A 22,322-nucleotide genomic window follows, 5' to 3' on the forward strand; every position below is an offset into this window, starting at 1 on the left:
TATGGCTCTCCAACAGAAACTAAGACGACCAATGTTTATTATGGGTTGGCTTTTGATAGTTTAAGTAACTTTGTTCGCTCAGGTGGGGAAGATGCCTTGGACTTGGATGGTGATCAAGATTTAGGTGATACAGCTGGTGAGACATCAATTATCGGTGTCAGCGGTACTATCAAAGGGATTTCTCCTAAGGCACTCTTTGTTTATGACCAATCCAAATATACGGGTGGCTATAGCTTTGATACCACAGGAGTTGAAGCAGGCGATACGGTTTCCATTAAAGCTTCTATTCAAAACAATACTGTAGGAACAAACTATTCTGATATGACAGTAATCACAGTATTGTCAAATAGTCAGGATGAAATTTTTGATGGTTCTAAATCACGAGGTAGTCAGTTTACTCCAACCCTAACAGGACCAATTACGGCACCGACAGGTTGGACAGTTTACTACACAACAGATGAGCAAGATTCAAATGAATCTGGTGCAAACCTTACAGGTTGGACAGATGTTGTCGATGATTATAGTAAAGTCACAGCCATCAAGCTGGTGTCAGATCCTGGTGTTATTTTAAAAACAGGTAGCATGGTTAGCTTTGAGTATGGTTTAACAACGCCAGCTGATGCACGTAGTGGTTCAAGTATTACAACAACAACGGCTATTGCAGTTAATGGTTCAACAAACTTTTTAGAAGGTTACCGTTCAACCGTTCAAATTAAAAAGACTTATGGTTCGGTCTTAGTTGCTTATGTTGATATTAATGGCAATACCATTGCTGACACGGCTATCGACAGCCCCGATTCAACAGAGACATGGACACCTTACGATACCGCTGATAAACGTCAGTCAGAGATTACAGTAGGTGAGCGTGTTTATCGTCTGGTTGCGTCTGGTAACTATCCTGTTGGAACCGTAGGAGATGACGGTAACCTTATCAGTCATGCTGATACGAGCAAAACGGATGGTATAGAGCCAACAACTGGTGAGGTCGGTGTTGGTGCTAAAACCGTTACCTATGTCTATCAAGAAGTTTTAGGTAAAGTAACGGTTAAATATGTAGATGAGGATGGCAATCCTATTTCCGGTTTAACTGAGGACAATAAAACAGTTGCTGATACGGTTGAAGATACTCCAGAATCATCACTTGGGACACCTTATACAACAACGGATCATAAACCAACGACAATTACAACAGCTGATGGGAAATTGTACCGTTATAAAGAGATTCAAACAGGATCAGCAGATGAGACAGGTACGGTTGCAGAAGGTGAGAAAATCGTTACTTATGTCTACGAGTTAGTCAAAGGTAATGTGACGGTAAACTATAAGACCGTGGATGGTACTGAGATTAGTCCATCAGTGAGTGATGAACGTGATACGCCAGTTGGTCAGCCTTATGATACTAGGGACCAAATAAAAGAAACGATTACAACGACTGATGGTAAAGTTTATAAACGTATTCCAAAGGCCGTTGAAGGTGCAGAAACTGGTAAAGTAGTAGAGGGTACGACAGAAGTTACTTATTACTATGAACTTGTGAAGGGGGATGTCATCGTCAATTATGAGACGACTGATGGAACGACCCTAGCACCTCAAGTTGTTGATACCAATGATGGAGATACGGGATCAGACTATTCAACAACTGATCATAAACCAGAAAAAATTGTAGTAGATACAACAGGGGATGTTTATTATATCTTGCCAACGGGTACGGAGCTTAAAACAGGTTCAGCACCAGAGACCGGTAAAGTTGCTCCAGGAGTAACCGAAGTCACGTACCTTTATCAAAAAGCAGGCCATGTTAAGGTTAATTATATTCTAGATGATGCGTCAGCCACTGTATTAAAAGATTCGGTAATGGATGTTGAAAATGGGAAACCAGGTGCTACTTACTCGACTTCAGAGGATAATAAACCATTAACAATCACCGCAGCGGACGGTAAAGTGTATCAGTTGAAAGAAGTGCAAGTAGATTCAGCTGCTGAAACAGGTACTGTAGAAGCAGGTAAGACACTTGAAGTCACCTATGTCTACACAGAAGTATTGAGCGATGTTGTGGTTGAGTACTACAATACAGATGGTGAAGTGATTGCGACAACTGTAGTTGACGAAGATGATAAGTCTGTCGGTACAGTCTACAACACAGACGAAGACAACCGTCCAGAAACAATCACAACAGCAGATGGCACAATTTACTACTACAAAGAAGTAAAAGACACGTCTGCACCAACAACTGGTAAAGTAGCAGAAACAACGACAACGGTTCAGTATGTGTATGAAAAAGCAGGTAACGTAGTGGTGAACTACATTGCAGAAGATGGCACTGTCATCGCAATCCCTGTAGCTGATGAAACCAATGCTCAACCAGGAACTGAGTACAACACAACAGATAACAAGCCAACTACAATCACAACTGAAGACGGTAAGGCTTACGAGTTGATTCCAACAGCGACAATCGGTACTGAAGAAGGTACCGTAGAAGCAGGTAAAACAACAGAAGTTACTTACGTCTACAAAGAAGTCAAAGGTTCAGTTGTGGTTAACTATGTCACAACTGACGGCACAGTTCTTCAAGCGCCTGTTACAGACACACCAGAAACTTCAACAGGTACAGCCTACGACACAAGAGATGTCAAACCAACTGAAATTACAACTGCAGATGGTAAATCATACCGCCTCGTTCCAACACTTACAGTTGGTAATGAAATAGGTACAGTTGTTCCAGGTGTAACACAAGTCACTTATGTTTACGAAGAAGTTAAGGGTGACGTTGTCGTTAACTACGTCAATACCGATGGCGACGTCATCGCATCACAAGTTGTAGATACGAAGACAACTTCAACAGGTACTGCATATGATACAACAGATCACAAACCAGAGAAAATCGTTGAAGATGCAACAGGTACAGTTTACTACTACAAAGAAGTAGGGGCTAACTCCGCTTCTGAAACAGGTAAAGTTGTAGAAGGTACGACAGCTATCACTTACGTTTACGAGCCAGCAGGTAACATTGTAGTTAACTACACACTCGCAGACGGTACAGTGATTAAGGCACCTGTAAACGACGAAACAAACCAAGCACCTGGTTATGATTACGATACAACAGACAATAAACCAGACGCCATCACTACAACTGATGGTAAAGTCTATCGTCTGGTTCCAAGTGCAACCATTGGTAACGAAACAGGTGATGTTGAATCAGATACTACACTCGAAGTCACTTACATCTATGAAGAAGTGAAGTCGGATGTTGTGGTTGAGTACTACAATACAGATGGTGAAGTGATTGCGACAACTGTCGTTGACGAAGATGATAAGTCTGTCGGTACAGTCTACAACACAGACGAAGACAACCGTCCAGCAACCATCACAACTGCTGAGGGAACAGTTTACTACTACAAAGAAGTGAAAGACACGTCTGCCCCAACAACTGGTAAAGTAGCAGAAACAACGACAACGGTTCAGTATGTGTATGAAAAAGCAGGTAACGTAGTGGTGAACTACATCGCAGAAGATGGCACTGTCATCGCAAGCCCTGTAGCTGATGAAACCAATGCTCAACCAGGAACTGCGTACAACACAACAGATAACAAGCCAACTACAATCACTACTGAAGATGGCACAACCTACGAATTGGTTCCAAGTGCAACTATCGGTACTGAAAATGGTGAAGTTGAATCTGGTAAGACTACTGAAGTAACTTATGTTTACCGTAAAGTTGAAACTCCTGCAGCTAAGACTGGTAATGTTGTGGTTGAGTACTACAATATTGCGGGTGAGAAAATCGCAACAGATGTTGTAGATACACCAGAAATAACAACTGGAACTGTCTATGAAACATTTGATTTCAAACCATCAACAATCACAAAAGATGGTGTAACTTACTTCTACAAAGAAGTGAAAGACACTTCAGCTGCTGAGAAAGGTACTGTTGTTGAAGGTACAACAACTGTTCAATACGTCTACGAGCCAGCAGGTTCAGTAACAGTTAACTATGTAACTACAGACGGTACAGTAATCAAATCTCCAGTTAAGGACGAAGAGAATGCAGAACCAGGTCAGACATATTCAACTGAGGACAACAAGCCAACCACTATCACAACAGAAGATGGTAAGACATATAAACTTGTTCCAAACTTGACGACTGGTGAAGAAAATGGAACAGTAACCTCTGGTGAAGATAAACAAATTACTTATGTTTACGAAGAAGTGAAAGGTTCAGTTGTTGTTAACTACATCGATACAGAAGGTAACGTTATCAAAGCTCCTGTAACAGATACTCCATCTAGCTCAACAGGTACAGCTTACGATACAACTGATAACAAACCAACTACTATCACAACAGAAGATGGTACTACGTACGAGCTTGTTCCAGTTCTTACAAAAGGTTCAGAAACAGGTAAGGTTGTAGAAGGTGAAACGGTTGTAACATATGTTTACCGTAAGGTTGTTGCTCCAACTCCAGACGTGAAGACAGGTTCAGTTGTTATCCGTTATGTTGAAGCAGGTAACGAATCAAACGTTCTGAAAGATCCAGTTCTTGATGAGAACGCAGTTGTAACAGGTACTAAGTACGATACGACTGACGAAGGCGACAAGCCAGCTGAAATCGTGAAAGACGGCGTTCGTTATGTATTGGTTCCATCTAAGACAACTGCTGTAGATCCAAATGGTAACCCAGTTACTGAAACAGGTGAAGTTGCTGAAGGTACAACTGTAGTAACCTACAAGTACCAGAAAGTCGCTAACTGGATTCCACAAATTCCTGCAACACCAGAGAATCCAACTCCAGTTAACCCAGTAATCCCTTACCCATTTGATCCAACTAACCCAGACAAGCCAATTGATCCAACAACCCCTTACCCAGGTGGTGAAGTTCCATCCATTCCACATGTTCCAGGATATACACCAGTAGATCCTAAGACCAACGAACCATTGAAACCAGTTGATCCAACAGACCCAAGCAAGGGTTATGTGCCACCAACTCCAGACGAAACTGGCGATGACACACCAATCCCTTACGTTCAAAATGGTAACGTTGTAGTGAACTACGTGACCGAAGATGGTACAGTAATTAAGACACCTGTTAAAGACGAAACAGATGCTCCAGCAGGCAAGTCTTATGACACAACTGACAACAAGCCAGCTGAGATTGTTACAGAAGATGGTTCACGTTATGTCTTGATCCCATCTAAGACAGTTGGTTCTGAAACAGGTACAGTTGAAGGTGGTAAGACAACTGAAATCACTTATGTGTATAAGAAAGTTGCTAACTGGATCCCACGAATTCCTGTAACACCAGAGAATCCAACTCCAGTTAACCCAGTTGTTCCTTATCCATTCGATCCAACTAACCCAGATAAGCCAATTGATCCAACAACACCTTACCCAGATGGTGAAGTTCCATCCATTCCACATGTTCCAGGCTACACACCAGTAGATCCTAAGACCAATGAACCATTGAAACCAGTTGATCCAACAGATCCAAGCAAGGGTTATGTGCCACCAACTCCAGACGAGTCAGGTATCGACACACCAATCCCTTATGTTCAAAATGGTAACGTTGTGGTGAACTACGTGACTGAAGATGGTACAGTCATTAAGGCACCTGTTCAAGACGAAACAGATGCTCCAGCAGGCAAGTCTTATGACACAACTGATAACAAGCCAGCTGAGATTGTTACAGAAGATGGTTCACGTTATGTCTTGATCCCATCTAAGACAGTTGGTTCTGAAACAGGTACAGTTGAAGGTGGTAATACTACTGAAGTAACATATGTTTACAGTAAAGTAGAAACACCTGCTAAGAAGGTTGTAACAAACCACGTTGACGAAGTAGGTAACCCAATTGCACCGCAAGAAGAGGGTACAACACCTAACAAGTCAATCCCAAGATATGAGTTCACAGGTAAAACTGTAACGGATGCCGATGGTAACACAACTCACATCTACCGTAAGGTAACTGTTGTTGCTCCAACTCCAGATGTGAAGACAGGTTCAGTTGTTATCCGTTACGTTGAATCTGGTAACGAATCTAATGTTCTAAAAGATCCAGTTCTTGATGAGGATGCTGTTGTAACAGGTACCAAGTACGATACGACTGATGAAGGCGATAAGCCAGCTGAAATCGTGAAAGACGGTGTTCGTTATGTCTTGATCCCATCTAAGACAGTTGGTTCTGAAACAGGTACAGTTGAAGGTGGTAAGACAACTGAAATCACTTATGTGTATAAGAAAGTTGCTAACTGGATCCCACAAATTCCTGTAACACCAGAGAATCCAACTCCAGTTAACCCAGTTGTTCCTTATCCATTCGATCCAGCTAACCCAGATAAGCCAATTGATCCAACAACACCTTACCCAGATGGTGAAGTTCCATCCATTCCACATGTTCCAGGCTACACACCAGTAGATCCTAAGACCAATGAACCATTGAAACCGGTTGATCCAACAAATCCAAGTAAGGGATATGTACCACCGATGCCAGATGAGTCAGGTACCGACACACCAATCCCTTATGTTCAAAATGGTAACGTTATGGTGAACTATGTGACTGAAGATGGTATAGTAATTAAGGTACCTGTTCAAGACGAAACAGATGCTCCAGCAGGCAAGTCTTATGACACAACTGATAACAAGCTAAACACTATCACTACAGAAGATGGTACAACTTATGAGCTTGTTCGTGTGGAAGGTTCAGAAACTGGTACTGTTGTAGGTGGTAAGACTACTGAAGTAACATATGTTTACCGTAAAGTAGAAATACCTGCTAAGAAGATTGTAACAAACCATGTTGACGAAGCAGGTAACGCAATTGCACCGCAAGAAGAAGGTACAACCCCTAACAAGTCAATCCCAGGTTATGAGTTCACAGGTAAGACAGTTACGGATGAAGATGGCAATACTACACACATCTACCGTAAGGTAACTAAGGTTGTAACAAACCATGTTGACGAAGCAGGTAACCCAATTGCACCGCAAGAAGAAGGTACAACACCAAACAAAGGTACCTCCATCCCAGGTTATGAGTTCACAGGTAAGACAATTACAGATGAGAATGGTAACACAACTCACATCTACCGTAAAGTTGTTACTCCTGTTGACCCAACTGCCCCAGTTACCCCAGAAGATCCAACAGATCCAGTAACACCAGTTACTCCTGTTGATCCAAAAGCTCCAGTTCAGCCAGATGTTACTGTTAGATCAGAAACACCAGCTAAAATAGCTTATGCTGCAGAAACTCTTCCAAAAACAGGCGAAGATAACTCAGCAGCAGTTACAGCAATGGGAGTAAGCATGATCCTTGCATCACTTGGACTTGCAACGAAACGTCGCCGTTAAGACGGTTAATGTTAATTCCAAAAATAGGCAATAAAAAAACACTCTAAAGGTTAACTTTTAGAGTGTTTTTGATTATGAAATTGGGGTGAAATTTAGAAATTAAAAAGTTTATTTAGTTTAATTTGAAGTATGTTAAATCTTTTTCTCCTGGTATTTACTATGTCACTCACCTGTCAGCTAGTGGAGTTTTAGGGAGTATCAAGGTAAAGACAGTTTGCTCTGATGTAGATGAGACTGTAATATCACCGCCATGAATTGATATGATTTCTTTAGTGATAGCTAGTCCAATGCCATGCTGACCATCTTGTCCTTTATAAAATCTATCAAATATGTGTTCTATATCCTTTTCTGGAATTTGCGGGCCATCATTTTTGATGATAATTTGAAAACAATCATCGATTTCAAGACTACAAATAGTGATAGTTGACCGTGCGTATCGGATAGCATTAGATAAGATATTGGTGATGGCACGCTCTAATTTTTCTTCATCTCCTTGAATGAAAAGATAATCTTCCAACTTATGAACAAAGTTTAATGACCGTTCTTCAGCTAAACTTTTTAAACGCCAAGAACAATCCAAAATGAGTTCCTTGGTATTGATTTCCTCAATATGAAGTTGACTTTGTCTTCCTTCTAATTTTGATAAAAGTAAGATGTCATCCACCAATTTTGTCATTCGCTGACTCTCATCTAGGATAATTTGAGCAGATTCTTTAGGATTAGTCCCGATACCTTCTTTGATAGCTTCGGCATATCCTTGAATAGACATAAGTGGAGTTCTAAGCTCATGTGAGGAATTTTGGAAAAAATAGCGCTGGCTAGCTTGACTTTGTTCAATCATGTTGGACATTTCTTGAACGGTATCTGCTACTTGATTAAATTCTTGATAAGCTAGTTTTGATATGTTATCTGTTTTTTCACGACGTCCAACTTTTAAGATGAAGTCTCTCAGATTTTGAAAGGCAGTATCAATTTTTTTAGCGGTCAAAAAAATCAATACAAAGGCTAATCCACCGGTTAGCACCATTAGTCCAAGTAACAGGTTATTGATTAAGTTTAGAAAATCTTGGATGGGTGTAATATTGGTATAAACTAATGCAAGATGACTAGCATCATCGTCATCATCATCATCATCTTTTGAGTCAGTGACATAGTAGTCTGAAATAGCCCCCCAATATTCTTTAGCTTTAAGATAGTAACTACTCCCATCTATCGTCACAATAATTCCCTTCTCAGCTTCTAGTTGATGCTCAATATCATCTTCTTCGTTAGAGAGAAATTTTAAGAGCTCTTTAGAAACTTTTTTTTGCTTACTATCATTAGATGAGATTGAGGAATACTCTTCTTCAAAATCATCAGTTGTGATCAGGTATTGGGTTGAAAAGATGGCTTGATTTTGATTGGAGGTATCTAGTTGCTGGCTTGTACTCGTACTTTGATAAAGTTGATCTAACGTATCAAATTGTTGAGAAATTGCCGAAGCTGTACTGGTCTCAATGTATTGGCGGATAGTAAGGTTGAAGACCAAGAAGATTAGAGTAAAAGCAAGGACCAAGCTCGTTAATGGGATGAGAAATAAACTGGTTTTAAGTTTAGGATTAAAAAACGTTTTCATTTTGTCTCCTTTTTTTCAACTAGTTTAAATCCAAATCCCCAAACGGTTTCAATAAAAACATGACTATCAACTGCCCGTAGTTTTTTTCGTAATCGTTTGATGGTGTCATCAGTGACGCGTGTTTCGACATCGCTATCGTATCCCCATACCTTTTCTAATAACTCTTCTCGGGATAGAGCTTTTTCGGCATTCTCCATTAAAAACTGCAACAGTTGAAATTCAGTGTTGGTTAAGCTGAGTTCTTGCTGATTATAAAAGGCAGTTCTCTGATCAAGAGAAAGATGTAAATCACCAATACTCATTTCTTGTTGTGATGGGGGAGGTGTTTTTTCAAGTCGGTTTAAGGTAGCTTTTACTTTTAGGGTCAGTGCAACAGGAGAAAATGGTTTGGTAAAGTAATCATCTGCTCCCATAGTAAAACCTGTCATGTAATCAGCATCGCTATCTCTAGCTGTGAGAAGGATGATAGGGATATCGGATTGCTTGCGGAGTTGCGCTACTAGACTAAAGCCGTCAATTCCAGGCATCATGACGTCGGATATGACAAGATCAGCTGGTTCTTGATTAAAACGTTGTAATAAAGCGTCCCCAGTTTCAAAACTCAATACTCTAAACCCTGCATCTAATAAGAAATTTTCGATGAGCTGGCGAATATTTTTTTCATCATCTGCAACATAAATTAATTGGTTCATAAGTTCTCGCTTTTTATTAATTTATTCCATTAAATGCTAAATGATTACCTTTGTCAAGTCAAAGGATTATTCTTGTAGTATAATAGGAAGAAAAACAAGGAGTAAAGTGATGACCAAGGAAATTATTGAAGAAATTTTGTCTTTTCGTGATGCAAGAGGCTGGGGGGAGGCACATACGCCACGTAATTTGGCGAGCTCCATTGTGATTGAAGCATCGGAATTATTAGAAAACTACCAATGGGGAGAAGATTTGGCAGATGAAGTCAACGTCAAAGAAGAAATTGCCGATGTCCTCATCTATACTTTCTTGCTGACAGAGAAGTTGGGGTTAGATGTCGAAACTATCATTCGAGAAAAATTAGTCAAAAATGCCATCAAATACCCTCTACCAGAGCAAGGAAAACAATCTTGATGGGAGTTTTAAAAAAAGATATAATAGAAAAAAATATTTTGGAGGTTTGCTAGAATGATTAAGCGTGCTAGCCGTGAGGATATTTCTGCACTTGAAAATTTATTAGGACAGGTTCTTTATGTTCACCATCTTGCTCGCCCAGATTTATTTAAACCAGTGGGGAGTAAGTTCAGCCGACAGGAGTTAGAGGAGCTTTTAGAGGATGATCAAAAACCTGTTTTTGTATTTGTAGATGAAGAAAATCGTGTATTAGGGCATCTTTTTACCATTATTCAAGAGCATGGCGGACTTGCAAAAGAGTCTATCAAGACCTTATTCATTGATGATCTGTGTGTGGATGAAACTGCTCGAGGTCAAAAAATCGGGGAGCAGCTCTATCAATATGCTTTAGCTTATGCAAGAGAAATTGGGTGTTATAATGTAACTTTGGACGTTTGGAATGCCAATCAAGGAGCTTTACGTTTTTACGAACGTCTTGGTTTAATTCCTCAGATGACGGTTATGGAGCAAATTTTAGATTAGGAGCTAACATGTGAATTATATTGATTACCTCAAAGAGAATGGCGGAAAAACATTTAATGAATTGCCCCTGACAGAGGTGGATATTGCTATTATGAATGAGTTGGGCTATCTTCCCTTTGAGCAAGGAGATGCTTTAGATTTGAATTTTAGTCAACCGATTATTCTCAGTCAAATCTATCAAGAGCATCGTCAGAAGATTGAGGCGATTGTTCCAGATTTTTTGGCGACCAAGGCTAGATTGGGGCTTTTGCTTGAGGTGTGTCAGGCAAAACGTTTTATAAGTTTAAGTCTTTCACACTATACGAATGACATCAGCCATGAATATGAAAAGCAGTTTGCGGCGATGGTATTTTCTCTTCCAGAAATCCATCATGATCAGGTTGTTTATCGTGGGACGGATGATTCGATTATTGGTTGGAAAGAAGACTTTCAGATGACCTATATGAGAGAAATTCCAGCTCAACGTTCAGCAAAAGCCTACTTGCAAATGGTTTTACCTTTATTGTCAGGTAGGGTGATTCTTTCTGGCCATTCAAAAGGTGGAAACTTAGCGGTTTATGCGGGAGCTAGTGTTTCACACGATTTACAGGATAAAATTAGCCTAATTTATATGCTAGATGCCCCAGGACTGCATAAGGAGATGCTAAGCAGTCCATCCTATCAAGCTATTCGTTCTAAGATTATTGCTCTTCGTCCGAAAGAATCTTTAGTGGGAATTTTGATGGAGTCTGATGTTGAATGTAAAATCATCGAGAGCCAAGCAAGAGGGATCTCACAACACGCTGTTGAAACATGGGAGATTGAAGGAGATGTCTTTCAGACAGCAGAACAAGCAACAGAGATGAGTTTGATTTGTGAGAAGATTTTTAAAGAGTGGAATCAGACGCTTAGTCGCCAAGAATTGAAGTTATTGGTGGATACGGTATTTGACTTCTTCTTGGATGCTGGGGTAGATAGCTTAAATGACTTTTTACAAGATGGACGAACGACATTTTCTAAGTTATTGTCAGCTAATAGTAATCTAGACCCGAAACGCCGAGAGGTTTTAGTGAGGTCAGCTAACCTCTTGTTAACCTTGTATGCTAGGGAGTGGCAAGAAAAAATAAGGCAAGATCGGCCAGCTTTTAACTTACCTATCACTTTTCCCCGCTTTCCTTTGTTAAGACTGGAAAAAGACGTAGATAAAAGTCAGTCTGAGAGTGAAAAGAAATCAGATTCCTAATGCTTCTGGAGAGAATTTTCTTTTTACTCTCTTTTCTTATCTCTGATATAATAAACATATGAATGATTTGATTAAACATAAACTAGAATTATTACCCAATAATCCAGGGTGTTATCTCCATAAGGATAAAAATGGCACCATTATCTATGTTGGTAAGGCCAAAAACTTAAGAAATCGTGTTCGTTCGTATTTTAGAGGCAGTCATGATACCAAGACAGAGATGTTAGTATCTGAGATTGTGGATTTTGAGTTTATTGTCACCGAGTCAAATATTGAGGCTCTCTTACTTGAAATTAACTTAATTCAGGAAAATATGCCTAAATATAATATCAAGTTAAAAGATGACAAATCCTATCCCTTTATTAAAATTACAAACGAAACATACCCTCGTTTGTTGATTACGCGTACCATCAAAAAGGATGGGGGTCATTATTTTGGACCGTACCCAGATGTTGGAGCAGCTAATGAAATTAAAAGGCTCCTAGACCGCCTCTTTCCTTTTAAAAAATGCACCAATCCTCCTTCAAAGGTTTGTTTTTATTATCATATTGGACAGTGTAACGCCCACACAGTCTGCCAGAATCCACCAGGCTATTTTGAGGGGCTAACGGAAGATGTTAAGCAATTTCTGAGTGGGAAAGATGACAAGTTAATTGCCCATATGCAAGAGCGAATGAAGACTTTTGCGACTAGCATGGAATTTGAAAAGGCAGCAGAATACCGTGATTTACTCAAGGCCATTCAGACCCTGCGTACTAAGCAAAGGGTGATGGCCCATGATTTGATGGATCGCGATATCTTTGGTTATGCTGTTGATAAAGGTTGGATGTGTGTGCAAGTCTTTTTTGTCAGGCAAGGGAAGTTGATTCAACGAGATGTTAACCTATTTCCCTATTATAATGATCCTGAAGAAGATTTTTTAACTTATCTTGGGCAATTTTATCGTGATAGTAAGCACTTGATGCCAAAAGAGGTGTTTATTCCTCAAGATATTGATGAGGTATTAGTGAAAGCCTTGGTTGATACCAAGGTCATTAAACCTCAAAAAGGGGAAAAAAAGCAATTAGTGAATTTAGCCACTAAAAATGCGCGTGTTAGCCTACAACAGAAGTTTGATCTTTTAGAGAAAGACTTAGAAAAAACAAAAGGGGCTGTTGAAAATCTAGGGGAATTACTAAATATTCCAACTCCTGTTCGTATTGAAGCTTTTGACAACTCAAATATTATGGGAACCAGTCCTGTATCAGCTATGGTGGTCTTTATTGATGGTAAACCCAGCAAAAAAGACTATCGTAAATATAAAATTAAAACAGTTGTGGGACCTGATGACTACGCCTCCATGCGTGAAGTGATCAGACGACGCTATAGCCGTGTCATACGCGATGGGTTAGTTCCGCCAGATCTGATTATTATTGATGGCGGTCAAGGTCAGGTCAATATTGCAAAATCAGTCATTCAAGAGGAGCTAGGCTTAGATATTCCAATTGCAGGTCTTCAAAAAAATGATAAGCACCAAACGCACGAATTGCTATTTGGAGAACCTTTAGAGGCCATTGATTTGCCTCGTAATTCTCAAGAGTTCTTCCTTTTGCATCGGATTCAAGATGAGGTCCACCGTTTTGCGATTACCTTCCATCGTCAATTGAGGAGTAAAAATTCCTTTTCATCTAAGTTGGATGGTATTGCAGGCCTTGGTCCTAAGCGTAAACAAAATTTACTAAAGCATTTTAAAAGCTTAAAAGCAATCCAAGAAGCTAGTCTAGAGGATATTATAACTGTAGGAATTCCTAAGGTTGTGGCCCAGGCTGTATTGGAGAAATTGCAAGAAGAAAATCAGTCTAATGACTGAAAACTCTTTCAAAAAATGGTAGAATAGACCCATCTGATAGAATTAGAGAGGTTTCATCATGAAATTTTTAGAACTCAATAAAAAACGTCATGCCATAAAACATTTTACGGATCAAGCGGTTGATATTAAGGATGTTCGTACAGCGATTGAAATTGCTACGTTAGCACCTTCTGCTCATAATATCCAACCATGGAAGTTTGTGGTTGTAAAAGAGAGAAAACAGCAATTAGCAGAAGTGATGTATGGTGGCAATAAAGATCAAGCTCAGGAAGCACAATATGTTATTGCCATTTTTAGCGACACAGACCTTCCAAAACGATCACGTAAAATTGCTCGAAATGGGGTTAAAATTTTGTCTGATGATGCCTTGAGTCGCTATATGCAAGCCTACCCCTCTATGTTTCAGCAGTTTAGCCCGCAAGTCACAAGCGACTATCTAGCTTTAAATATTGGTTTGGTGACGATGAATTTGGTTTTAGCGCTGACCGATCAAGGTTTAGCTTCAAATATTTTTCTTGGATTTGATAAGACAAAAGTCAATGAAGTGTTAGAGATTGATCATCGTTTTCGACCAGAAGTCTTGGTGACAGTGGGGTATAGTGATGAAAAAGCTGAGCCAACTTATCGTTTACCTGTAGATGACATTATGGAGGTAAGGTAGTGGTAGCTATCAAAGATTTAAATCAGCTTTTGGCAAGCATGGAGCCTGTTTTAAAAGAAGAGGTCTTTGTGTTTGCTACCTTGACCGCCACGTCACAACTTCCTTTTGACTTGATTGAGGCGAGTATTAAGGAAGAGGAAGGTTTGTCAGTTCTTGTCACAGAAAAAGTTGCACAGGCCTATGGCTTAGAGGCTCAGTTTAGATCAGCTTGGATTACGCTAAATGTTCACTCTGATTTAGCTGCGGTGGGTTTAACAGCCGCCTTTGCAAGCGCATTAGGAGAAGTTGGTCTAAGTTGCAATGTGGTAGCTGGTAATTACCATGATCATATCTTAGTGTCATATGATCAAGCGGACTTGGCGATGAGAACATTAAAAGCATTACAAGAAGTAGCACAGAAAGAGAGTTTAGAGAAAAATGACAATTGATTTTAAAGTAGAAGTAGAAAAACGTAAAGATGACTTGATGGCTGATTTGATTAGCCTTTTGGAAATTAACTCAGAGCGTGATGATAGTCAAGCCGATGCCAAGCATCCCTTTGGACCAGGTCCTGTTCGTGCCTTGGAGCATTTTTTAGCGATGGCAGAGCGTGATGGTTATCAGACGCGTAATATTGATAATTATGCTGGAGATTTTGAGTTTGGTGAAGGAGACGAAGTTCTTGGCATCTTTGCCCACTTAGATGTTGTGCCAGCAGGTTCAGGCTGGGAGACAGATCCTTATCAACCAGTCATCAAGGATGGCAAACTTTATGCGCGTGGATCAAGTGATGATAAAGGACCGACAATGGCTTGTTACTATGGTTTAAAGATTATCAAAGAACTTGGTCTGCCAGTCTCTAAAAAAGTTCGCTTTATCGTAGGGACTGATGAAGAGTCAGGTTGGGCAGATATGGATTATTACTTTGCCCACAATGGCCTTAAAGATCCTGATTTTGGCTTCTCCCCAGATGCAGAATTTCCAATCATCAATGGTGAAAAAGGAAACATTACGGAATACCTTCATTTTTCTGGAGAAAATAGCGGAGCAGTTACCTTGCATCGTTTCACAGGTGGCTTACGCGAAAACATGGTACCAGAGTCAGCAAGAGCAGAGCTATCAGGTCAGATTGATTCAGCTACCTTGTCTGCAGATTTAGAAACATTCTTAGCGGAACATCCAGAAGTTTCTGGTACAGTAGAAAGTTCAGGACAAAAGGTGATTGTGACCATTATTGGAAAATCTGCACACGGTTCAACACCAGAAGAGGGAATCAACGGGGCAACTTATTTAGCGAAATTCTTGTCACCTTATGCGTTTGAAGGAAGTGCTAAGGCCTTTATTGACATTGCGGCGACTGTTTTACATCAGGATTTTTCAGGAGAGAAACTTGGTGTCGCCTACACCGATGAGCGTATGGGAGCACTCAGTATGAATGCTGGTGTCTTTAGCTTTGATGAGACTAGTCAAGATAATACCATTGCACTGAACTTCCGTTATCCTAAAGGTACAGACAAGGAGACCATCAAAGCAGGTCTTGAGCAGTTAGAAGGCATCACGAAGGTTAGTTGGTCTGAGCACGAGCATACACCACACTATACCTCTATGGATGACGAGTTGGTGAAGACACTCTTATCTGTATATGAAAAACAAACGGGTCTTAAAGGATATGAACAGATTATTGGTGGCGGTACTTTTGGGCGTCTTTTAGAGCGTGGGGTTGCCTTTGGTGCCATGTTCCCAGGAGATGAAAATACCATGCACCAAGCTAATGAGTACATGCCATTAGACAATATTTTCCGCTCCGCTGCAATTTATGCAGAAGCTATTTACGAATTGATTAAATAAGGTAATCCCTTCAAAATTAATCTTGTTCTAGACAGAAAAATCAACAATTTTAAATGATTACTCCATTTTTCCAGTCTCTTTACGAATAGATAGGATGAAAGGAGATTAGGATGCTAAGTATTCGTAAAAAAATTGAAGGCTATGAACAATTGAGAGAGGAAAAAGGTTTTGTGTCTATCACTCTAACCCATGATGAAAAAGCCTTATTACAAGAATTAGCGACTTTAAATCAGATGACATTAGCTCAATTTGCCAAGCAAGTCATCATGGAACAAGCAGAAAATGAGTTAGCCCTTTATAAGAGTTTGAAGGCAAAAAAAGCTCATGATCAAGCTCCTGTGTTATTTTCCTTGTCACATTTGTTGAAGGAGAAAAGATATGTGTAAGGTCATGTTTTCCTATCGTTCTTATAAGTCATACCATTCTTTGCCAAAAGACTGTCAAGAAGATTTATTGTTTTGGCTAGAAGAACAACTTGGCAATCACCCTAATCCTAAGTTGATGGGGAAGCGTGTAGAGGGAAGTTTGTACGAGTTTTGTTATTTTGATTTTTCAGGGTCAATGATTTTAGCAGAGTGGCAGTCGGATAGATTAGTCATTTTAGATATCATACAAAAACATTCCAACATCGCGTGATGTTGGAATGTTTTTTTGATAGGGGCTATTTTCCTAAACAGAATTGGCTGAAGAGTTGGGTAATAAGTTCATCAGGTGCGGCATCACCTGTGATTTCCCCTAGTATTTGCCATGTTCGAGTGAGGTCAACCTGAAGTAGATCAACTGGCATTCCCATCTCGAGTCCTTGATTAACAGCCTGTAAGCTTTCTACAGCTTGTTCGATTAAACTGATATGACGTGTATTAGAAAGATAGGTGGCATCTTGTTCTACAATCTCAGCGTTTTCAAAGAAAAGTTGCTTAATCCGCTCTTCAATTTGATCAATATTTTGATTGGTTAAAACAGAGATACGAATAGCATCATTTGGCAATTCTTGGCTCTCAATTTGCTCTGGTAGATCGGTTTTGTTAAGGAGAATGATTCTGTTAGTATTTTGGCTGATTTTAATCAATTCTCTATCCTGGGAGGTTAGCTTTTCTGAGGCATTGAGTACTAGAAGTACCAGATCAGCTTCCTCGAGAGCTTTTCTAGAACGTTCTACCCCAATTTGTTCGACGATATCATCTGTTTCTCTAATACCAGCAGTATCAATCAATTTTAGTGGCACTCCATTGATATTAACGTATTCTTCAATGACATCACGCGTTGTTCCTTCGATATCTGTCACAATAGCCTTATCTTCTCTCAAGAGATTATTTAGAAGGCTTGATTTTCCGACATTTGGGCGTCCAATAATAGCAGTAGATAGTCCTTCGCGCAAAATTTTTCCACGTTTGGCAGTTTTTAGCAATCGTGTTAAAAGTGCCTCAAATTCTTGTGTTTTTTCTCTCATCAAAGCAGTAGTCATCTCTTCAACATCATCATACTCTGGGTAATCAATATTAACCTCTACTTGAGCCAAGGTATTTAAGATTTCTTGACGGGTATTATTGATGAGTTCTGATAAGGAACCATCTAATTGCTTGACAGCAACAGACATGGCTTTATCTGTTTTTGCACGAATCAAGTCCATAATGGCTTCAGCTTGCGTGAGATCGACACGACCATTTAAAAAAGCGCGTTTAGTAAACTCACCAGGTTCTGCTAGCCTAGCTCCTTCTCGGATGACTAATTGAAGGATCTCATTTGTAACCGCTATGCCTCCATGTGTATTGATTTCAATCACATCTTCTCGTGTGAAGGTCTTAGGAGCTTTCATCACCCCCAGCATGACCTCATCTAAAATTTTCTGGTTTTTGGGATCTACAATATGACCATAATTTAGTGTATGGCTTGCGACCTTCTCTAGATTTTTCCCTTTAAAAATGGCATTAGCAATACTAAAGGCATCTGAGCCAGATAGCCGAATCATCCCAATAGCCCCTTCCCCAAGAGGTGTTGCAATAGCAGCGATAGTATCAAATTCTTTTGTAATCATTTTAGTCCTTTTATATAGTGTATTTACAAGGTTTCGCCCCAAATTCGCTCCAAATTTTTCAAAAAAGCATTTTGATTGTGTCGAAATCAGCGACCTCTTTTTTAATAGGTGCGAATAGGTATTGAGTGTAATAGTCGGGTCTTTATGTCCAGTTAGTTTTGATATGGCCAAGACCTCGATGCTGTTGGTTAGAAAGTAACTAACGGATATATGTCTTAATAAGTGGATAGGGACAGAACGACCGACGAGTGATTTTAATTGCCTGTTTAAGTAGGCGTGAGTATTCTCTGAAAAGAGTTGGTTAAAATCATTTTCTTTACAATGGTGGGCTTTATAATCTTGTAGCAGTTCTATTGTACCATTATCTAATGGAACTGTCCTAACTGACTGTTGATTTTTTGGGGACTAGTGATTTTCTTTAATATTTCTAATATGGTATGGCTAGCGGGAACTGGACAATTTTCTTTTTAAATCCTGGAGAATCACCTTGGAAAGTAGCGATGACGATGGGAGGAGTTTTTCTAAAAATTTCTTACGTTTGATTACTTGGCAATCCTTAGGTGTCTGCTTAGTTTACATTATAACTATAAGCAATAACATATGAATAGACTATTTTTTTATTTCAATAAAAACCACAAAATGAGAAAACACTAATGATAAGCATATCAAGTCATAATTATCTTTAGAAAATTGAAAAAGCGACAACCAAATGTTAAAATGTAAGCGTAAACAATTATAGCTTTGTTATATTCACATGTTATATAAAGTAGAAAGGAGTCTGTTATGAAAAAATGTACGAAAAGTTTTGATTGGTATATTAGAAAACAACGGTTTTCGATAAGGAAATTTCATTTTGGTGCAGCTAGTGTTCTTTTAGGGATATCTTTGATATTAGGTGCAGGGGTAAGTGGTGTGTCCGCAGATGAGCTCTCTACAGTATCTTCTACACAGGAGGTGGTTGTTAGTGTAGGAGATAGTTCTTCCTTGCAAGATACTACTAGCAGTTCTCTTTTAGAAGAAAATATAGTCAGTCCTACTTCAACCTCAGAACTATGGAATGAGCCTTTGGTCAGTGAAGTTTCTGTATCTCAGTCTAGTACTGTTCATTCTAGTACTGTTCAGTCTAGTTTATCGGCTTATCAAGAGGAGATAGTGGAGCATGCCAAGGAACAATCTATAGAGAATAAAGAGGGTGACGTAGTAGCTCCTGTCGAAGAGACTTTAGTTCACGATACTGTAGAAACAGCTAAAGAAGCTATTTTGGATAAAGAATTAATTTCTGATTCAGAGACAGAAATAGTGACATCAGGTCCAAATAGTCAAAGTGATGCTAAAGATAATCAAGAGATAACGGATGTATCATACAGTGAGCCTTCTAAAAAGGTGGAAAGTGTGGGTTTATCACAGCCTGCTAATAGTTTAGAAGCGGTATCTGAACCTGCTGTAGAACGTGTGGTGAACATCCCCTATAAAGTTGTTCAGAGAGATGTTGATACTGGAGAGGAGAAAAAACTTGGTCAGGTAAGTTATGCTTCTGTAACAACAAGTGATGAAGTCGCTAAAGTTGAAGTAACCGTTACCGTGGATAAATTGTATTTGGGTTATCGTTTAGCAGATGATCAAATGGATACGATAACCAAAGTTGTCGAAGAAAATAAAACAAACATTCTTTCATTTGCTGTGACCCGTAAAAAAGATGAGAAGGATAATCCTTTAATTGAAACTAAAACAGAGATGGGTGGTGATTCCGAAGGAACAAGTGGCTTTAGAGCTATGGAAAATGCTACAAGAAGTGCCACTACAGCTTCTTATGTAACTACTGAATGGAAAGTTCCTGATGAGGCTGAAACGGTCGGTGCAAATTTTGACAAGGCAGCTGGGGATGCAAGTGTAACCGAAACCGATAATTTGGTTCCAGATGCGTATAAAACAGCTGTTCCATCAGGGCGAGAAGTCTTTATGGTGTTAAGCTTAGATTCGCAATCAGATCCTAATAAGACAACGACTTTTAATAAAAAATATAACAAAGACTATTTCTTCCAATTTTCAATTGCTAAGGAGGGTGATGTAAACAAAGTTTATGCTGATTTGGTAGATAAGGGACAGAATAATAAAATTTTAGAATCGATAGAGATTGACCAAGGTTCTACAGGTAAATTTGCTACGCTAGCTCAATATGAGAAAGATAGTTATACATATGAGTTTCAATTTACTCCAGATCCGAGTAATTCTACAAGCAAAAACTTAAAAATCAACAACCCTCATGGTGGTAATGTCAACACAGTCATTTATGATAAGGTTAGTCCAGAATCTGTTGGGACAGAACTGAATATTTTTAATGTTTTGGTTCCGGTTCGTACGACTCAAGAAACGAAATATGTCGTAAAAGCTACAGACAAGAGAGCAGAAGAAACGCTAGCTACCTATATCCAAAAAGGAGCGTTAACTGGAGATAGTTATACTATTGCAGGAGCTCTAGATTTTGATAAATATGAGCTAATTTCCGAAGATGTGCCGACTGTTCTAAAGGGTGATTTGGCAGCAGATTACAAAGTCGGAGCAAAAACGATTCAAAGTATCATGACGCACAATTTGGTGCGTGTCTTGGAAGTTACTAGAAAAGACGGTACTCATAGAGTGCACATTTATCTGTTAAATCCAGATGGACCAAATAGATTAGCGCTTGATAGAAAAACAAATATTACGGAAGCAGACCTTACATCAGAAAACTTTATTAAGTTCTTTACATCTGAAGAAATTGTTCCTGGCAAAGTAAATACGTTAGAAGGTAGTTATAGTTACACTTCAAAACATCAATTTGAAAGTTACAAAACTAATCCTCATACAAAGACAAATGTTATTACAGGGGAAACTAATAATTTTGCTAGAAATGGAGAAAACTTCTCTGAAGGTAATTTCTTTATTCCAGAACACCAAGCGGTAACACTAAAAGGAAAAGACGGTAAACCTTTTGGTTTCGGTGGTGTTCAAATGCGTATGGTCAATGACAATGTTGCGAATGAACAGCACGTGACTTATTACTATGCTGAAAAGGGTAGTGTTATTATTCACTATGTGAATGATAAAGGAGAGACTCTTAAACGTAGTGCAACCCTTGTTGGACATGGAGCAACGGGTGAACAATACGATACAAGAAACTACAAGCATTCCAGTGTAACTACGGGTGATGGTGCTGCGATAGATCAGTATTATTTAAGGCGTATTGATCCATCAACTTCTACTCTAAGGCCAGTTACCGAAGATCCTAATGAGCTTAGAAGAATCGTAAAAATCGATGCTGAAACAGGTGTTGTCGAAAGAGATACCGTAAAAGAATTAACCTATGTCTATGAAAAAGCAGCAAAAGCATTAATGGAGATCTATTTAAGACCAGTGGATGTTGAAACGGGGAATGTAGCTGGTCCTGATAAGTTGTCTCATACCATAAGGGAACAAGGTGAAAAAGGAACTATTATTTCAAAACGTATTACGCTTGATATACTACAGACCTATATAGATAAAGGGTACGAAGTAATTAGTGATGGTTTTTCTAATAAAACGACTTACTTCGATAGCATTGAGGATGGAGTTGGACTTGTAGCACCAAGTCAAGTTTATAAAATTATCTTACGCGAAAGAATTAAGACGGTAACACCTGATGCTCCTAAAGAGCCAAATACTCCGATAGACCCAACTAATCCAACTGGACCTAAATATCCAGACGGAGTAAAAGCAACAGACTTAAACGAAACAGTAAAACGTACAATCAAGTACCAATACGAAAACGGATCAGAGGCAAGACCGACAGTTGAAGAAACATTGACATTTACTCGCACTGCTAAGGTAAATGTCGTTACAGGCGCTCTTGCGTATACCCCATGGACATCAGCTGACAATGATTTTAATGAAGTTGTTTCTCCCGTCATTGATGGCTATGAAGCAGATAAGCTAATTGTCGAAGCTGTTCAGGATGTTCCGGCAACTGATCCAGACACCGAAGTTATCGTTAGATATGTCAAAGACGCTCAAAAAGCTACCATCACCTACCAAGATGAAGGTGGTCAACAGCTAGGAACTATTGATGAGGTGACCGGTAAGTCAGGTGAGCCAATCAACTACAGCACAGTAGCTCGTATTACAGAGTTAACA

Annotated in this window: 14 protein-coding genes; 11 read left to right on the forward strand and 3 right to left on the reverse strand. The window is 39.4% G+C overall.

The features are described 5' to 3' along the window. Positions 1-45 precede the first annotated feature (45 nt). Positions 46-7,338, forward strand: a complete 7,293-nt coding sequence (locus ACQRDX_RS07120) for a MucBP domain-containing protein (RefSeq protein ID WP_427895645.1) — start codon at positions 46-48, stop codon at positions 7,336-7,338. A 166-nt stretch (positions 7,339-7,504) separates the two neighbouring features. On the opposite strand, the gene ACQRDX_RS07125 is transcribed toward ACQRDX_RS07120, so the two are convergent. Further along, positions 7,505-8,953 carry a sensor histidine kinase gene (locus ACQRDX_RS07125; protein ID WP_427895643.1) on the reverse strand — a complete coding sequence of 483 codons (1,449 nt, stop codon included), beginning with the start codon at positions 8,951-8,953 and terminating at the stop codon, positions 7,505-7,507. Next, the gene (locus ACQRDX_RS07130) at positions 8,950-9,645 is read right to left on the reverse strand and encodes a response regulator transcription factor (RefSeq protein WP_427895641.1); all 696 of its coding nucleotides are present in this window, start codon (positions 9,643-9,645) and stop codon (positions 8,950-8,952) included. Before ACQRDX_RS07130 ends, ACQRDX_RS07125 begins: the two co-directional genes overlap by 4 nt. A 109-nt stretch (positions 9,646-9,754) precedes the next feature. Between ACQRDX_RS07130 and ACQRDX_RS07135 the strand changes: the two genes are divergently transcribed. From ACQRDX_RS07135 to ACQRDX_RS07175, 9 genes are all read left to right on the forward strand, one after another. Beyond that, positions 9,755-10,057 (forward strand): nucleotide pyrophosphohydrolase, encoded by a 303-nt coding sequence (locus ACQRDX_RS07135; protein ID WP_354369560.1) that lies wholly within the window; start codon positions 9,755-9,757, stop codon positions 10,055-10,057. Positions 10,058-10,111: 54 nt separating this feature from the next. Then, the gene (locus ACQRDX_RS07140; RefSeq protein WP_427895638.1) at positions 10,112-10,579 is read left to right on the forward strand and encodes a GNAT family N-acetyltransferase; all 468 of its coding nucleotides are present in this window, start codon (positions 10,112-10,114) and stop codon (positions 10,577-10,579) included. 10 nt (positions 10,580-10,589) lie between these two features. Next, positions 10,590-11,801, forward strand: a complete 1,212-nt coding sequence (locus ACQRDX_RS07145; RefSeq protein WP_427895636.1) for an Mbeg1-like protein — start codon at positions 10,590-10,592, stop codon at positions 11,799-11,801. Positions 11,802-11,859: 58 nt separating this feature from the next. Continuing rightward, on the forward strand, positions 11,860-13,650 hold the full coding sequence (uvrC, locus tag ACQRDX_RS07150) for an excinuclease ABC subunit UvrC (RefSeq protein WP_354369566.1): 1,791 nt from the start codon (positions 11,860-11,862) through the stop codon (positions 13,648-13,650). 58 nt (positions 13,651-13,708) lie between these two features. Further along, positions 13,709-14,311: a nitroreductase family protein gene (locus ACQRDX_RS07155; protein WP_427895634.1), complete on the forward strand. Its 603-nt coding sequence runs from the start codon at positions 13,709-13,711 to the stop codon at positions 14,309-14,311. Then, positions 14,311-14,739, forward strand: a complete 429-nt coding sequence (locus ACQRDX_RS07160) for an ACT domain-containing protein (protein ID WP_427895632.1) — start codon at positions 14,311-14,313, stop codon at positions 14,737-14,739. The genes ACQRDX_RS07155 and ACQRDX_RS07160 overlap by 1 nt, the downstream gene beginning before the upstream one ends. Continuing rightward, on the forward strand, positions 14,729-16,138 hold the full coding sequence (gene pepV / locus ACQRDX_RS07165; RefSeq protein WP_427895630.1) for a dipeptidase PepV: 1,410 nt from the start codon (positions 14,729-14,731) through the stop codon (positions 16,136-16,138). Before ACQRDX_RS07160 ends, pepV begins: the two co-directional genes overlap by 11 nt. Positions 16,139-16,248: 110 nt before the next feature. Then, positions 16,249-16,524, forward strand: a complete 276-nt coding sequence (locus ACQRDX_RS07170; protein WP_427895628.1) for a DUF6290 family protein — start codon at positions 16,249-16,251, stop codon at positions 16,522-16,524. After that, positions 16,517-16,774 carry a hypothetical protein gene (locus tag ACQRDX_RS07175; RefSeq protein WP_354369574.1) on the forward strand — a complete coding sequence of 86 codons (258 nt, stop codon included), beginning with the start codon at positions 16,517-16,519 and terminating at the stop codon, positions 16,772-16,774. Before ACQRDX_RS07170 ends, ACQRDX_RS07175 begins: the two co-directional genes overlap by 8 nt. A gap of 25 nt (positions 16,775-16,799) precedes the next feature. Here the strand turns inward: ACQRDX_RS07175 and mnmE are convergent, their stop codons facing one another. Beyond that, entirely contained in the window at positions 16,800-18,173 is a 1,374-nt protein-coding gene (mnmE, locus tag ACQRDX_RS07180) for a tRNA uridine-5-carboxymethylaminomethyl(34) synthesis GTPase MnmE (RefSeq protein ID WP_427895626.1), read from the reverse strand. 783 nt (positions 18,174-18,956) lie between these two features. Here mnmE and ACQRDX_RS07185 point away from each other — a divergent pair. Further along, positions 18,957-22,322 (forward strand): mucin-binding protein (locus tag ACQRDX_RS07185; RefSeq protein WP_427895624.1); only part of this gene is annotated, 3,366 nt, incomplete at its 3' end.

Source organism: Streptococcus sp. SGI.013 (genome assembly GCF_050315295.1).
Lineage (GTDB): Bacteria > Bacillota > Bacilli > Lactobacillales > Streptococcaceae > Streptococcus > Streptococcus porcorum.